We start from the raw sequence: 14,206 nt of genomic DNA, 5'->3' as shown, positions 1-14,206 counted from the left end.
GAGTTCTCAAGGAACGGACGCTTCCTTCGTACTCACCCTCTCGGGCTTTCCTCCGGGCGCTTCCCTTCGGTGTTTCCGACTCTATCAGATCTTTTCGATCCGATTTCCTCGGTGCTTTCCAGGTTCACGCTTTCGCGTTTCCCTTTCCGGCGATTCCCACTTTATCAGAAGTTTCAGGGCGGATTGACCGGCCTTCGTTTTCCGATTCTTCGGGAGGTGCTTCTTCGAAATCAACGTTTCGACGAGAAGCTGACAGACACTCACTGTCGCCTTCCGGGTCTGACCCCATCTCCAGGCAACTGTTCGAATCTACCTCCCCGCGAGACCCGTGTCAACGGCTCCTGCGGGGCGAAGAGGAGACTAGCAGCTCAACGGGCCCGTACGCACATCAGGCGGCCATGGGCACGTCGGCGCTGCGCTCGGATGCCTCCAGGTCGCCGGTCTCGCCGGCCCGTGCCGCGCGTCCGCCCAGGACATAGACGTAGGCCAGGAAGGCCAGCTCGGCGAGGACGCCGATGGTGATCCGCGCCCAGGTGGGCAGGCCCGACGGGGTGACGAAGCCTTCGATGGCGCCGGAGATGAAGAGGACCAGGGCCAGGCCGATCGCCATGGCCAGGGCTGCTCGGCCCTCTTCCGCTAGGGCTGTGCGCCGGGTGCGTGGGCCCGGGTCGATGACGGTCCAGCCGAGGCGGAGGCCGGTTCCGGCGGCGACGAAGACCGCGGTGAGTTCGAGGAGGCCGTGCGGCAGGACGAGGCCGAGGAAGGTGTCGAGTCGGCCGGCGGAGGACATCAGGCCGAAGCCGACGCCCAGGTTGAGCATGTTCTGGAAGAGGATCCAGAGGACCGGCAGGCCCAGGAAGACGCCCAGGATCAGGCAGAGGGCCGCCGCCCACGCGTTGTTCGTCCAGACCTGGGCGGCGAAGGAGGCCGCGGGGTGGCTGGAGTAGTACGTCTCGTACTGGCCGCCGGGGCGGGTGAGCTCCCGCAGTTCGCTGGGGGCCGCTATGGACGCCTGTACTTCGGGGTGGGTGCCTATCCACCAGCCGAGCAGTGCGGCGACGGCCGTGGAGAGCAGTGCCGTGGGCACCCACCAGTGGCGCGACTTGTAGACCGCGGCCGGGAAGCTCTGGGTCAGGAAGTGCGTCACGTCCCGCCAGGAGGCCCGGCGGGCGCCTGTCACGGCGCTGCGCGCGCGTGCCACCAGTTGGCTGAGCCGGCCGGTCAGCTGCGGATCGGGTGCGGCCGACTGGATCAGGGAGAGGTGGGTGGCGGTGCGCTGGTAGAGGACGACGAGTTCGTCCGCCTCCGCGCCGGTGAGACGACGCTGGCGCCGGAGGAGGGCATCGAGGCGGTCCCACTCCGCGCGGTGGGCGGAGACGAAGACGTCGAGGTCCATCGGTGTGCCTGCTCCTCGGCTGTTCGTCGGCGGTCGGCCGGACCGGTGGAAGGATGATCTGCTTGATCGGCTGGTCGTACTGCGGTGCGATGTGTCATCAGCTTGGCAGACTGGCGGTGTTCGGGGCAGGGCAGTGAAGGGCGGCGGGCGTGAGTGAGCTGGTGACGGGCGAGGCGGTGGCGCTGGAACTGCGCCCCGCGAGGCTGCCCAGCAGGGCGCTGGCCGTACTGCTCGATCTGGCGGCGGCCATGGCGGTCTACATCGCTGTGACCATCGCTCTGGTGGCTGCCACGGCCTCGCTGGACGAGGCGGCGCAGACGGCGATCTCGATCGCGTTGTTCGTCCTCCTGCTGGTGGGCGGGCCGATCGTGGTCGAGACGCTCAGCCATGGGCGGTCGCTCGGGAAGATGGCCTGCGGACTGCGGGTGGTGCGGGACGACGGGGGGCCGATCCGGTTCCGGCACGCGCTGGTGCGTGGCTTGATCGGTGTCATCGAGATCCTGATGACGCTCGGGGTCGTCGCGTGCGTCGCCTCTCTGGTTTCGGCGCGTGGGCGACGGCTCGGGGATGTGTTCGCGGGGACCCTGGTCGTGCGGGAGCGGGTGCCGGCCGGGCGAGCGGATTTCGTGCCGCCGCCTCCGCCCTGGCTGGCCGGGCGCTTCTCGGGGCTCGATCTGTCGGCGGTGCCCGACGGTCTGTGGCTCGCCGTCCGCCAGTACCTGACGCGGATGCGTCAGCTGGATCCGCAGGTCGGCTGGTCGATGGCGGAGCGGCTGGCCTCGGACCTGGCTGAGCGCACAGGGGCGCCGGTGCCGCCGGGGGTGCCGCCGGCGGCGTATCTCGCCGCGGTGTTGCAGGAGCGGCAGGCCCGGGAGGCTCGGCGGGCGTTCGGGAACCAGGCGAATGCGGGCGGCGGGCGGGTCGGGGCGGCCGGTTCGACGGGCGGCCATGTCCCGCCCGGGTATCCGTCCGTTCCCGTGTCGCCGGCTGTACGGCCGGCCGTCCCGCCGGTGGATCCGGGAGCCGCGACGCGGGACGGGGCGGCGTCGGGCGAGCGGCCCTCGACGGGGTTCGTGCCGCCGGCTTAGGCGCCCGTCGGGCGGCACCGGTCAGTCGGCGAAGACCGACGGTGGTGATTCCAGGTCCTCCAGCTCGATGCCGGGGGCCGCGAGGACCACGTCCCCGGCGAGGTGCACGGAGTGCTGCTCGCCCGTGTCCAGGGCTGTGACCTGGTATTCGTCCACGGTCAGGGGGCCGTTGTCAGTGGCGTGTGCTTCTCTCTTCACCAGCGCCCAGGACTGGTCCAGGGTGCGCGGGGCGAGGACCGGGTCCGTGAAGGCGACGAGGCGTACGCGGGTGGCCGTACCGGAGGGGGTGAGGCGCAGGAGACGGGCGGTGGCGACGAGGAACGCGGGGGACGAGCCGGTGAAGGCGTGGGCGCGCACATTGCCTTCGGTGGCGTGGGTCCCGGTGGGGTCGGTGCGGACCCAGGTGACGCCGTCGAGGGCGGCGCCGCGGACCTGCCAGCTCGCGGCGTGGAGTTCGAGGCGGATGGGGCGGCCGAGTTCGTCGAGGGCGAGGTCGACCGAGCCCAGGTGATCGCCGTTGGGGGCGGTGAGCTGGGAGACGTAGCGCCAGCCGGAGGGGCCGGGGGCGCAGTGGAAGTGCTCTTCCGCGAGGGGGGTGTGATCGTGCGGATCGTGGAGCGAATAGCGGCCGCGGGGCATGGGGGTCCTGGGTCGTGACGGTCTGAGGCCGGTCGCCGGTCCGCCAAAGGGGCAGGCCCCCGGCACGGGGGTGCGGGGGCCTGCCTCGGAGGACCTGCCGCCGGGGAGCGCGTCCGAGCGCGGACGGGCTCCCGCGGCGGGAGCGGGGGCTCAGTAGCGGTAGTGGTCCGGCTTGTACGGGCCCTCGACCTTCACGCCGATGTACTCGGCCTGCTCGGGGCGGAGCGTCGTCAGCTTCACGCCGAGCGCGTCGAGGTGGAGGCGGGCGACCTTCTCGTCGAGGTGCTTGGGCAGCACGTAGACGCCGGTCGGGTACTCGTCGGGCTTGGTGAACAGCTCGATCTGGGCCAGGGTCTGGTCCGCGAAGGAGTTGGACATCACGAACGACGGGTGACCGGTGGCGTTGCCCAGGTTCAGCAGGCGGCCCTCGGACAGGACGATGATCACCTTGCCGTCGGGGAAGGTCCAGGTGTGGACCTGCGGCTTGACCTCGTCCTTGACGATGCCGGGGATCTTGGCGAGGCCGGCCATGTCGATCTCGTTGTCGAAGTGGCCGATGTTGCCGACGATGGCCTGGTGCTTCATCTTGGCCATGTCCGAGGCCATGATGATGTCCTTGTTGCCGGTCGTGGTGATGAAGATGTCGGCCTTGTCGACGACGTCCTCGAGGGTCGCGACCTGGTAGCCGTCCATCGCGGCCTGGAGGGCGCAGATCGGGTCGATCTCGGTGACGATCACGCGGGCGCCCTGACCGCGCAGGGACTCCGCGCAGCCCTTGCCGACGTCGCCGTAGCCGAAGACGACCGCGGTCTTGCCGCCGATGAGGACGTCGGTGGCGCGGTTGATGCCGTCGATGAGCGAGTGGCGGCAGCCGTACTTGTTGTCGAACTTCGACTTGGTGACGGCGTCGTTGACGTTGATCGCCGGGAACAGGAGGGTGCCGTCGCGCTGCATCTCGTACAGGCGGTGGACGCCGGTCGTGGTCTCCTCGGTGACACCGCGGATCTCGGAGGAGAGCTGGGTCCACTTCTGCGGGTTCTCGCCCAGGGTGCGGTTGAGCAGTTCGAGGATGACGCGGTGCTCGTCCGACTCGGCGGTGTCGGGCGAGGGGGCCTTGCCGTCCTTCTCGTACTCGACGCCCTTGTGGACGAGGAGGGTGGCGTCACCACCGTCGTCGAGGATCATGTTGGGGCCGCCGGTGGGGCTGTCCGGCCAGGTCAGCGCCTGCTCCGTGCACCACCAGTACTCCTCCAGGGTCTCGCCCTTCCAGGCGAAGACCGGGACGCCCTGCGGGTTGTCGGGCGTGCCGTTCGGGCCGACGGCGATGGCGGCCGCGGCGTGGTCCTGGGTGGAGAAGATGTTGCAGGACGCCCAGCGGACCTGCGCGCCGAGGGCGACCAGGGTCTCGATGAGGACGGCGGTCTGCACGGTCATGTGCAGGGAGCCGGTGACACGGGCGCCGGCCAGGGGCTGGGTCTCGGCGTATTCCTTGCGGATCGCCATCAGGCCGGGCATCTCGTGCTCGGCGAGGGTGATCTCCTTGCGGCCGAACTCGGCCAGGGAGAGGTCGGCGACCTTGAAGTCCTGTCGGTTGTCGACAGTCGTCATTGCGAGCTGCTCCTCGGGGTTGGGTCGAGGTGGGTACGGCTGGTCTGCGCGGCGGCGGACACAGGGGTGCCCCGAAGAGGACACAGGCATGCCCGCGTGCGCGCAGCGCAGTCCGTCGGAGGCCCTCTCTCCCTCGGCCGGTCCGCGGTGGGACCGCCCGACCGCCATCAGCAGCGACGTCTGGCTCCGTCCCAAGCTACACCGCCGGGCCCCGCGGTCCCCAGTCCGCCCGCGTACACATCCGGCCGATCTGGCGCGTGTCCCGTCCCCGGGTCCCCGGTCGCCGTCACCGTGCGGGTCGCTAGCCTCACCCCGCGCGGGCGGGCCGTGCGGGGAGGGGTTCGGGCAATGAACACGGGTCGGGGAACGCTGGTCGCGGGGTGGGTGATGCTCGCGGCGGGGCTGCTGTCGGTGGTGGCGTCCCTGGGGGCGTTGCGGTTGAACCACGGGATGGCCGATGTACAAAGCGAGAGCATGGCGCCGACGTACCGGCCCGGTGACGACGTCGTCTACGCGCGCGTGGACGGGGACGAGGTGCGGCGCGGTGACGTGGTGCTGTTCTCGGCGCCCGACCGCTATCCGGGGGGCGGGCTCGTCATACAGCGGGTGATCGGGGTGGGTGGTGACCGGATCGTGTGCTGCGAGGGCGAGGGGTCCGAGCGGAGGCTCACGGTGAACGGCAGAACGCTCGAGGAGCCGTACGTCAAGGACGGGGACGCCAACGGCAGCCTTCCTCCGTCCTACGACGTCCGGGTGCCGCAGGGGCGGCTGTTCCTGCTGGGTGACCACCGTCTGAATTCGCGGGACTCCCGCTTCTTCGCCGACGACCACGGCGGCACGGTGCCCGTGGAGGCGGTGCGGGGCCGGGTGACGGAGGACCGCCTCGGTGTGGTGCTGCTCGCCGGGGCCACGCTGTTCGGGCTGCTGCTGGCGATCGTGGGTCTGATCGCCGTGCTCGCGGGGCGGACGAGGCGGCGCCGGCCTGCGGAGTTCGACACGGAGTTGTGGCCCGCGCACTTCTGAGGCGCGGGGCCGCCCGGACGTGGCGGAGGGGCCCGCCGTTGTGGCGGGCCCCTCCGTCGTGAGGTGCCGCGGGTCCTGGCGGGGCAGGACTCAGTGGGCGGTGTCGGGAGAACTGGGGCCCCCGGGGGTGGCCTCGGGGTCGGCACCCTTGGCGGCTTCGGCCTCGCTGTAGATGTCGGGCTCGAGGTAGATCACGCGGGCGATCGGGACGGCCTCGCGGATGCGGGACTCGGCGGCGTCGATGGCGGAGGCGATCTCGGTGGCCGTGTCCTCGTGCCGGACGGCGATCTTCGCGGCGACCAGCAGCTCCTCCGGACCGATGTGGAGGGTGCGCATGTGGATGATGCGGGTGACGGTGTCGCCGTCGACGACGGCGTCCTCGATCTTCCGGGTCTCCTCGGCGCCCGCGGCCTCACCCAGCAGCAGCGACTTGGTCTCGGCGGCGAGGACCAGGGCGATCAGGATGAGCAGGACGCCGATGCAGAGGGTGCCGATGCCGTCCCAGACGCTGTCGCCGGTGGCCAGCGCCATGCCGACACCGCCGAGGGCGAGGATCAGACCGACGAGCGCGCCGAGGTCCTCCAGGAGGACCACCGGCAGCTCGGGGGCCTTGGCGTGGCGGACGAACTCCTTCCAGGAGCGGCTGCCGCGCAGGACGTTGGACTCCTTGATGGCGGTGCGGAAGGAGAAGCACTCCGCGATGATCGCGAAGACGAGGACGCCGACCGGCCAGTACCAGTGCTCCAGCTCGTGCGGGTGCTTGATCTTCTCGTAGCCCTCGTAGAGGGCGAACATGCCACCGACCGAGAACAGCACGATGGAGACGAGGAAGGCGTAGATGTAGCGCTCGCGGCCGTAGCCAAACGGGTGCTGCGGGGTGGCCTGGCGCTGGGCCCTCTTGCCGCCGACCAGGAGCAGGCCCTGGTTGCCGGAGTCGGCGAGCGAGTGCACGGACTCCGCGAGCATCGACGAGGAGCCGCTGAAGAGGAACGCCACGAACTTCGCTACCGCGATCGCGAGATTGGCGGCGAGTGCCGCCACGATCGCCTTGGTGCCGCCTGACGCGCTCATGTGTCCGCGTTGTCCCTTCGTACGCCGTGTGGGGCCCGGGCAGGCGTGTGCGTACGCCGCCCGGGGCTGTGCCCGTCCTTTGACGGTGGGCCATTGTTGCAGCCCCGTCCGGCGGTGCCGTGTCAGGTCACCGTCACGGGGTGGTCAGGCGACGACCGTGGCACGGAACAGCGTTCCGGTACCCGACACTTCGGCCGTTTCACCCGCGGGGACGAACACGGAGGTGCCCGGGGACAGTTCGTGTTCGCCCGCCCGGACGGAGCCGGCCGTGCAGAGCAGGATCTGCGGGGTGGTGAGGGTGAGGTCGTGGACGGCTCCGCCGGCGGGAAGGACGTAGCGGGAGAGCCGGAACTCGTCGATGGGGGTCTCGTAGACCTCCTCGCCGTCCGGGCCGGCCTCCGGGCGCAGCACTCCGGGGTCGCCGGCCTCGAAGCGGACGATGCGCAGGAGTTCGGGGACGTCGACGTGCTTGGGCGTCAGGCCGCAGCGCAGGACGTTGTCGGAGTTGGCCATGATCTCGACTCCGAGGCCGTCGAGGTAGGCGTGCGGGACGCCGGCGCCGAGGAAGAGCGCCTCGCCGGGCTGGAGCCGGACGTGGTTGAGGAGCATCGCCGCGATGACGCCGGGGTCGCCCGGGTAGTGGTGGGCGATGTCGGCGTACGGGGCGTAGGCGCCGCCGAGGCGGTCACAGGCGGCGGCCGCCTCCGTGACGGTGTGGGCCATCTCCTCGGGGTCGGCGGTGAGGATCGCGGTGAGGACCTCCCGCAGGGCCGCCTCCTCGGGGTGGGCGTGCAGCAGGTCGACGTACGGCTTCAGCGAGTCGACGCCGAGGCCGTCGAGGAGTTCGGCGGCGCGCAGCGGGGCGCGGAAGCCGCACAGGCCGTCGAACTCGGTGAGAGCGCAGATCAGTTCGGGCTTGTGGTTGGCGTCCTTGTAGTTGCGGTGCGGGGCGGTCACGGGGACACCGCGGCGCTCCTCGTCCGCGTAGCCCTCCTTGGCCTGGGTCAGGTCGGGGTGGACCTGGAGGGAGAGCGGTGCCCCGGCGGCGAGGAGTTTGAGGAGGAAGGGCAGGCGGGGGCCGAACTTGGCGACGGAGTCGACGCCGAGTTCCTTCTCCGGGTCGGCGTCGATGACCTCGACGAGTGTGCCCCGATCGGTGCGCGAGGGTGCGCCGGGGTGGGCGCCCATCCACATCTCCGCCTGCGGTTCGCCGGTCGGTTCGGTGCCGAGCAGCCGCGGGATGGCGGTGGTGGAACCCCAGGCGTAGGGGCGGACGGTGTTGTCGAGGCGGTCCATGGGTCTCCGCGTTCCTTGTGCCGGTTCTCGTGCGTGCGCGTGTGTCGTGCGTCGGCGCGCCGTACGCGCTGAGGGAGGTCAGGGCGTCCCGGGCATGATCAGGCACCCGAGGCGAGCGCCAGGTAAACGGCGGCGAAATCCGTGACGGCGATCAGTTCCGCGAGCGTCTCCAATTCGTCGCCCGGCTCCGGTTCCAGCTCGCTGATCGGCGTGTCGTGGGTGAGGGCCAGGTCGCGGGCGGCGGGGGCGGCGGTGAGGCCGCCGATGGGGCGGTCGCGGAGCAGCACCACGCGCGCGTGCAGGGCGGGTGCCTCGTCCACGCGGTCGCGGAAGAAGTCGTCCGGGTCCGAGCCGGCGGCGAGCCGGCCGGCCAGCAGGGCGCTGTGCGCGGCGAGCGCCTCGGGCAGTTCGGCGACGACGGCCGGCGTGCCGGACAGTTCGGCGAGCGCGGCGGCGAACCTGCGGCCCGCCGGGCCCGCCGAGACGCCCTCGGTCCATACGACGGGCAGCGACTCGGCGAGTTCGGCGGCCAGGGTCTTGGCGGGGTTGCTGTACGTGGCGATGGCCGGTCCGCAGCGTTCGGCGATGCCGTCGAGGCGGTCGGCGATCTTCGCCAGGGCGTCCGGTGGGGCGGCGAGCAGGCCGGTGCGGTCCAGGAGCGCGAGCAGCGGGGTGAGCAGCGCCCAGAGGACTCCGGGGGCGGAGGCGGCGAGGGGTTCGTCCTGGTCGTAGGGAGCGGTGGCCATGGGGACGAACAGGCCGTGGGAGCCGTTCACCGCGTCGGCGAGCGGGCTGCCGGCGGGGGCCACGGCGACGACGGTGCAGCCGCGGCGGTAGGCCTGCTCGGCGAGCAGGGACAGGCCGGGTTCGGTGCCGTCCGGGGTGGCGATGAGCAGCAGGTCCACGGAGCCGGCCCAGCCGGGCAGTTCCCAGCGCAGGGCGCCCGCGGCGGGGGCGACGCCGGTGGGGGCGAGCCGGGTGACGGGGCTGCCCGCGCCGGCCAGGGTGCCGAGGAGGTCGGCGGTCTGGGTGGCGGCGGCGCCGGGGCCGGCGATGAGGACGGCGCGGGGGCGGCCGTCGGGTTTGAGGCCGTTGACGCCGGCCTCGGCCGCGTGCCGTACGGCGGTGCGGACGCGGGCGCCGGCTTCGGCGGCGCCGCGGAGCAGGGCGCGGCGGTCGGCCTCGGCGAGGCCCTCCGGTGAGTCGAGCAGCGATTCGTCGAGCATGGGCGGCAGGCTCCGATCTCCGAGCGGCGGGGCGTCGTCGGTACGCGGGGTGCCGGTTACGCGGGGCGGCGGGCCTCGTCGACGAGGAGTACGGGGATGCCGTCGCGGACGGGGTACGCCAGGCCGCAGGTCTGGCCGGTGCAGATCAGCTCGGTGTCCTGCTCCTTGAGGGGGGAGTGGCAGGCCGGGCAGGCGAGGATCTCCAGGAGGCCGGCTTCTAGGGGCATGGGCGTTTCCTTCGCTGTGTGGATGTGCTGGTCAGGGTACCGCTGGTGGGGCGTGGGCGGGTTGTGCCGTACCCGGCGTGGAGGTGGGCCGGGGGTGGGTCGCGCTGCCCGGCGCTTGCGGGGTGCCGTCGCGCCCACCCGTGCCGCCCCAGCGGCACGACTGCCCGCGGGAAGGGGGTGGTTACGACGCTCTGATGATGGTCAGGGCTTCGTCGCGGATTTTGGTCATCGTTGCCTTGTCGCGGGCCTCCGCGTTCAGGCGGAGGAGGGGTTCCGTGTTGGAGGGGCGGACGTTGAACCACCAGTCGGGGGAGGTGACCGTGAGGCCGTCCAGTTCGTCGAGGGTGATGCCCTCGCGGCCCTCGTACGCGGCCCGGATCGCGGCGAGACGGGCGCTCTGGTCGTCGACGGTGGAGTTGATCTCGCCGGAGCCGGCGTAGCGGTCGTACTGGGCGACCAGGGCGGACAGCGGGCCCTGCTGGCCGCCGAGGGCGGCGAGGACGTGCAGGGCGGCCAGCATGCCCGTGTCGGCGTTCCAGAAGTCGCGGAAGTAGTAGTGCGCGGAGTGCTCGCCGCCGAAGATCGCGCCGGTCCTGGCCATCTCGGCCTTGATGAAGGAGTGGCCCACGCGGGTGCGTTCCGGGGTGCCGCCGTTCTCCCGCACGACCTCGGGGACCGACCAGGAGGTGATCAGGTTGTGGATGATCGTGCCCTTGCCGCCGTTGCGGGCCAGCTCGCGGGAGGCGACGAGGGCGGTGATCGCGGACGGGGAGACCGGCTCGCCGCGCTCGTCGACGACGAAGCAGCGGTCGGCGTCGCCGTCGAAGGCGAGGCCGAGATCGGCGCCCTCCTCGCGGACCCGCTTCTGAAGGTCGACGAGGTTGGCCGGGTCGAGGGGGTTGGCCTCGTGGTTGGGGAAGGTGCCGTCGAGCTCGAAGTACATCGGGACGAGGGTGAGCGGCAGGCCGGCGAAGACCGTCGGGACCGTGTGTCCGCCCATGCCGTTGCCCGCGTCGACGACGACCTTCAGGGGGCGGACGGCGGTCAGGTCGACGAGCGAGCGCAGGTGTGCCGCGTAGTCGTCCAGCGTGTCGCGCCGGGTGATCGTCCCGGGGGTGCCGGCGGCCCGCTCCGGGGCGCCCGACTCGCTCCACCGTTCGACGAGTTCCCGGATCTCCGTCAGCCCCGTGTCCTGGCCGACGGGGGCGGCGCCTGCGCGGCACAGCTTGATGCCGTTGTACCGGGCGGGGTTGTGCGAGGCGGTGAACATCGCGCCCGGCAGGTTCAGCGCGCCCGAGGCGTAGTAGAGCTGGTCCGTGGAGCACAGGCCGATCTCGGTGACGTCGGCACCCTGGGCGGCCGCCCCGCGCGCGAAGGCACCCGACAGACCGGGGGACGACGGCCGCATGTCGTGACCGGTGACGACGGCGGTCGCGCCGGTCACCCGGGCGAAGGCGGCACCGAAGAGCTCGGCGAGCGTCTCGTCCCACTGGTCGGGAACGACCCCGCGCACGTCGTACGCCTTCACGATCTGCGAGAGATCAGCAGCCACGGCCAGCCCTTCCGGAAGTCCTGTCGGTCACCACAAACTACCCGGAGCGGGTGACACGGACGTCGCGGAGGCTCAGGGCAGCATCCAGTCGAGTACCGCCGTGCTCTGGCCCACCACGATCAGGCACATCACGAGCAGCAGGCCGAGGCTCCAGGGCAGCACCTTGCGCAGCAGGTCGCCCTCGCGGCCCGCCAGTCCGACGGCCGCGCAGGCGATGGTGAGGTTCTGCGGCGAGATCATCTTGCCGAGGACGCCGCCGGAGCTGTTGCCGGCGGCGAGCAGTTCGGGCGACAGTCCGGACTGCTGGGCGGCGGTCACCTGGAGGGCGCCGAAGAGGGCGTTGGAGGAGGTGTCCGAGCCCGAGACGGCGACGCCGAACCAGCCCAGCACCGGTGACAGGAAGGCGAGGCCGGCCCCGGCCGCCGCGACGAAGTGGCCGATCGTCGCCGCCTGGCCCGAGAGGTTCATGACGTAGGCCAGGGCGAGCACGGACGTCACGGTGAGGATCGCGAACCGCAGTTCGTGCACCGTCGCCAGCCACTCCTTGACCGCCACGCGCGCGTGCACCCCGATCACGGCCGCCGTGAGCACTCCGGCGATCAGGACGAGCGTGCCGCCGGTGGAGACGATCGGCCAGCTGAAGACGTTGCCGCCGACGGGCTCCCCGTCCGGGCCCGCGACGTCCAGGAAGGGCCAGTCGTAGGTCTGGGTGGCACCGGCGAGCCAGTCCTTCACCGCCGGGATCTGCGCGACCGAGAAGATCGCCACGATCAGCGCGTACGGGGCGTAGGCCCGGACCACCTCCCCGCGCGGGTCCTCCTCGTCCAGTTCCTCGCTGCGCGCACCGGTCAGCACGGAGGTCCGTACGGCCTCGGTGGCGGGCACGCGCGCGTGCGGTACGGCGACCAGGGCGCCCGCCCCCGCCAGGGCGGCGCCGATGTCGGCGAGCTGCGCGGAGACGTAGTTGGAGGCGACGAACTGGGCCACCGCGAAGGCGACTCCGCAGACCAGTGCGGGGATCCAGGTCTCGCGCAGGCCGCGCCGTCCGTCGACCAGCCACACCAGCACGAGCGGCACCACCAGGGCCAGCAGCGGGGTCTGGCGGCCGACCACGGACGCCACGGAATCCAGTGGGAGTCCGGTGACCTGGGCGAGCGTGACGACGGGGGTGCCCATGGCGCCGAACGCCACGGGCGCGGTGTTGGCGACCAGGGCGACCACCGCGGCGCGCACGGGGTCGAAGCCGAGGGCCACCAGCATCACGGCGGAGATCGCGACGGGGGCGCCGAACCCGGCGAGGGCTTCCAGCAGGGCGCCGAAGCAGAAGGCGACGACGAGTGCCTGGATGCGCGGGTCGTCGGAGAGCCGGCCGAAGGAGCGGCGGAGGATGTCGAAGTGGCGGGTGCGGACGGTCATCCGGTAGACCCACAGGGCGTTGATGACGATCCACATGATGGGGAAGATGCCGAAGACGGCGCCCTGGACGCCGCTGGAGAGCGTCTGGTCCAGGGGCATGCCGTACGCCAGGCAGGCCACGAGGACGGCCGTCAGCAGGCCGATCAGGCCGGCGAGGTGCGCCTTCATCCGGATGCCGCCGAGCAGGACCAGGACGATCACCAGCGGCAGGGCCGCGACGAGGGCGGAGAGGCCGAGCGAGCCGGCGACGGGTTCCAGTTCCTGGACGTACACGGGCGCCTCCCGAATTCCGCCATGCGAAAGCGATTTCTCGCCTCGTTCAAACGGAATGGTCGTGTCCGCGACAAGGGGGCGTCAATGGGTGTGCGGTACTTCTGTGGTTCCCGGGGTGCGGCGCGTCGGAGCCGCCGCGGTCAGTTGTCCGGGGAGCGGAGTACCCGCAGATGGCCGCGGCGGGCGACCTCCATGGGGTCCGCCGCACGGGCCCCGCCACCCGCTCCCGCCGCCCGTTCCTGGGGGCGGGCGGCCTCGCGCACGGCGTTCGCAAGCGCTTCCAGATCGTCCCCGCTGGGCTGGGCCGGAGCCGAGCCGTCGAGCAGGCGGACGACCTCCCAGCCACGCGGTGCGGTGAGGCGCTCGGAGTGCTCCGCGCACAGGTCGTAGCAGTGGGGTTCGGCGTAGGTGGCGAGCGGGCCGAGGACCGCGGTCGAGTCGGCGTAGACGTACGTCAGCGTCGCGACGGCGGGACGGCCGCAGGCGGTGCGCGAACAGCGACGTACAGGGCTCACGACGTTGGACGGTACCGCACTCTTGAGCGGGCCGCGACGACTCTCCACCAGGTCACTCCACCGTGTCGTGGTGTGAAACGCCCCACATACCCCTTTGGGCATACCTCGCTGACCTGGTGGGACGCGGGGGTTCTGGGCGTTGTCCGGATCTGATTCCGGTCACCAGTTGGTACAAACACCGTCAATTGCCTTGAGGTCATCGGTCTCGGAGAGATATGGAATCGAGCCCAACCTTGGCTGGAATGGTCATGTTGTGACATGCCGTGCGGCTCGACCGGAAGGCGTGTGGGGATCGGGCGGGGCGGCGACGCGGCGACTACCCTTCGCAGTGATGGACAGCCCTGTGACGCCCCGTGCCGCCGGCCCAGCCCCGGGCCCCGACGCCGTGATCGCCACGGCCGGGGCATGCGCGGCCCGATCGCGCCTCCTCAGGTGCCGCTCGCGGCCAGCCGTGCGGAGACGTTCGCGGATCTTGTGCAGGACTCCGTGGAGCGGTTGGAGCGGCGGTGGCCGCAGCTCGCCGACATCGATTTCCTGGTGCTGGACGTGCCTCGGCTGGACGGGGTGGCGTGGAGCGACGAGGCGGTGCCGCTGGGCGGGACCGTGGCGGCTCGGGAGGGGCGGTCGGCGCGGGTGGTGATTTACCGGCGGCCGGTGGAGATCCGTACCAAGGGGCGGGACGAGCGGGCGATGCTGGTGCACGAGGTCGTGGTCGAGCAGGTGGCGGAGTTGTTGGGGCTGACGCCGGAGACTGTGGATCCTCGGTACGGGGAGGAGTGAGCGCGCGGCTCCCGCGTTTCGCTTTCGCGTGTGGGCCGGGTGGTGTTCGCGTGGCCCCGGCGCCGTGCGGGGTGCTCCGCGTTGGTGTGGGCCGGG

At 71.6% G+C, this 14,206-nt stretch carries 13 protein-coding genes; 3 read left to right on the top strand and 10 right to left on the bottom strand.

What is annotated here, in order from left to right:
* Positions 1-388 precede the first annotated feature (388 nt).
* Positions 389-1,396: a stage II sporulation protein M gene (locus tag ACZ470_RS32265; RefSeq protein WP_468432967.1), complete on the bottom strand. Its 1,008-nt coding sequence runs from the start codon at positions 1,394-1,396 to the stop codon at positions 389-391.
* Positions 1,397-1,545: 149 nt separating this feature from the next.
* On the opposite strand from ACZ470_RS32265, the gene ACZ470_RS32260 reads away from it, so the two are divergent.
* The gene (locus ACZ470_RS32260) at positions 1,546-2,484 is read left to right on the top strand and encodes an RDD family protein (RefSeq protein ID WP_468432965.1); all 939 of its coding nucleotides are present in this window, start codon (positions 1,546-1,548) and stop codon (positions 2,482-2,484) included.
* 21 nt (positions 2,485-2,505) lie between these two features.
* Here ACZ470_RS32260 and ACZ470_RS32255 read toward each other — a convergent pair whose 3' ends face one another.
* Positions 2,506-3,123 (bottom strand): hypothetical protein, encoded by a 618-nt coding sequence (locus ACZ470_RS32255; RefSeq protein ID WP_468432964.1) that lies wholly within the window; start codon positions 3,121-3,123, stop codon positions 2,506-2,508.
* Between the two features lie 150 nt (positions 3,124-3,273).
* Positions 3,274-4,731 (bottom strand): adenosylhomocysteinase, encoded by a 1,458-nt coding sequence (gene ahcY / locus ACZ470_RS32250; RefSeq protein ID WP_468432963.1) that lies wholly within the window; start codon positions 4,729-4,731, stop codon positions 3,274-3,276.
* A 348-nt stretch (positions 4,732-5,079) separates the two neighbouring features.
* Here ahcY and lepB point away from each other — a divergent pair, with 348 nt between their 5' ends.
* Positions 5,080-5,754, top strand: coding sequence for a signal peptidase I (gene lepB, locus ACZ470_RS32245; protein WP_468432962.1), 675 nt, complete (start codon positions 5,080-5,082; stop codon positions 5,752-5,754).
* A gap of 90 nt (positions 5,755-5,844) precedes the next feature.
* Here lepB and ACZ470_RS32240 read toward each other — a convergent pair whose 3' ends face one another.
* From ACZ470_RS32240 to ACZ470_RS32210, 7 genes are all read right to left on the bottom strand, one after another.
* Entirely contained in the window at positions 5,845-6,825 is a 981-nt protein-coding gene (locus ACZ470_RS32240; RefSeq protein ID WP_468432961.1) for a cation diffusion facilitator family transporter, read from the bottom strand.
* Positions 6,826-6,969: 144 nt separating this feature from the next.
* Positions 6,970-8,121 (bottom strand): mannose-6-phosphate isomerase, class I, encoded by a 1,152-nt coding sequence (gene manA, locus ACZ470_RS32235; protein WP_468432960.1) that lies wholly within the window; start codon positions 8,119-8,121, stop codon positions 6,970-6,972.
* 98 nt (positions 8,122-8,219) lie between these two features.
* Positions 8,220-9,347: an SIS domain-containing protein gene (locus tag ACZ470_RS32230; protein ID WP_468432959.1), complete on the bottom strand. Its 1,128-nt coding sequence runs from the start codon at positions 9,345-9,347 to the stop codon at positions 8,220-8,222.
* Positions 9,348-9,403: 56 nt separating this feature from the next.
* Positions 9,404-9,574, bottom strand: coding sequence for a Trm112 family protein (locus tag ACZ470_RS32225; RefSeq protein ID WP_468432958.1), 171 nt, complete (start codon positions 9,572-9,574; stop codon positions 9,404-9,406).
* Between the two features lie 181 nt (positions 9,575-9,755).
* Positions 9,756-11,126 carry a phosphomannomutase/phosphoglucomutase gene (locus ACZ470_RS32220; RefSeq protein ID WP_468432956.1) on the bottom strand — a complete coding sequence of 457 codons (1,371 nt, stop codon included), beginning with the start codon at positions 11,124-11,126 and terminating at the stop codon, positions 9,756-9,758.
* Between the two features lie 72 nt (positions 11,127-11,198).
* Positions 11,199-12,815: an L-lactate permease gene (locus tag ACZ470_RS32215; protein WP_468432955.1), complete on the bottom strand. Its 1,617-nt coding sequence runs from the start codon at positions 12,813-12,815 to the stop codon at positions 11,199-11,201.
* Positions 12,816-12,955: 140 nt separating this feature from the next.
* Positions 12,956-13,378 (bottom strand): DUF3499 domain-containing protein, encoded by a 423-nt coding sequence (locus ACZ470_RS32210; RefSeq protein WP_468432953.1) that lies wholly within the window; start codon positions 13,376-13,378, stop codon positions 12,956-12,958.
* Positions 13,379-13,735: 357 nt separating this feature from the next.
* Here ACZ470_RS32210 and ACZ470_RS32205 point away from each other — a divergent pair, with 357 nt between their 5' ends.
* The gene (locus tag ACZ470_RS32205; protein ID WP_468432951.1) at positions 13,736-14,110 is read left to right on the top strand and encodes a metallopeptidase family protein; all 375 of its coding nucleotides are present in this window, start codon (positions 13,736-13,738) and stop codon (positions 14,108-14,110) included.
* Positions 14,111-14,206 lie beyond the last annotated feature (96 nt).

It is taken from the genome of Streptomyces sp. NPDC031111 (assembly GCF_055570675.1).
This window is presented reverse-complemented; position numbering and strand designations above follow the sequence as displayed.

What these genes read in the sequence shown, in the direction of transcription:
- ACZ470_RS32265 (WP_468432967.1), bottom strand. Translation starts at nt 1,396, where the DNA reads ATGGACCTCGACGTCTTCGTCTCCGCCCACCGCGCGGAGTGGGACCGC.
- ACZ470_RS32255 (WP_468432964.1), bottom strand. Translation starts at nt 3,123, where the DNA reads ATGCCCCGCGGCCGCTATTCGCTCCACGATCCGCACGATCACACCCCC.
- ahcY (WP_468432963.1), bottom strand. Translation starts at nt 4,731, where the DNA reads ATGACGACTGTCGACAACCGACAGGACTTCAAGGTCGCCGACCTCTCC.
- lepB (WP_468432962.1), top strand. Translation starts at nt 5,080, where the DNA reads ATGAACACGGGTCGGGGAACGCTGGTCGCGGGGTGGGTGATGCTCGCG.
- ACZ470_RS32240 (WP_468432961.1), bottom strand. Translation starts at nt 6,825, where the DNA reads ATGAGCGCGTCAGGCGGCACCAAGGCGATCGTGGCGGCACTCGCCGCC.
- manA (WP_468432960.1), bottom strand. Translation starts at nt 8,121, where the DNA reads ATGGACCGCCTCGACAACACCGTCCGCCCCTACGCCTGGGGTTCCACC.
- ACZ470_RS32230 (WP_468432959.1), bottom strand. Translation starts at nt 9,347, where the DNA reads ATGCTCGACGAATCGCTGCTCGACTCACCGGAGGGCCTCGCCGAGGCC.
- ACZ470_RS32225 (WP_468432958.1), bottom strand. Translation starts at nt 9,574, where the DNA reads ATGCCCCTAGAAGCCGGCCTCCTGGAGATCCTCGCCTGCCCGGCCTGC.
- ACZ470_RS32205 (WP_468432951.1), top strand. Translation starts at nt 13,736, where the DNA reads ATGCGCGGCCCGATCGCGCCTCCTCAGGTGCCGCTCGCGGCCAGCCGT.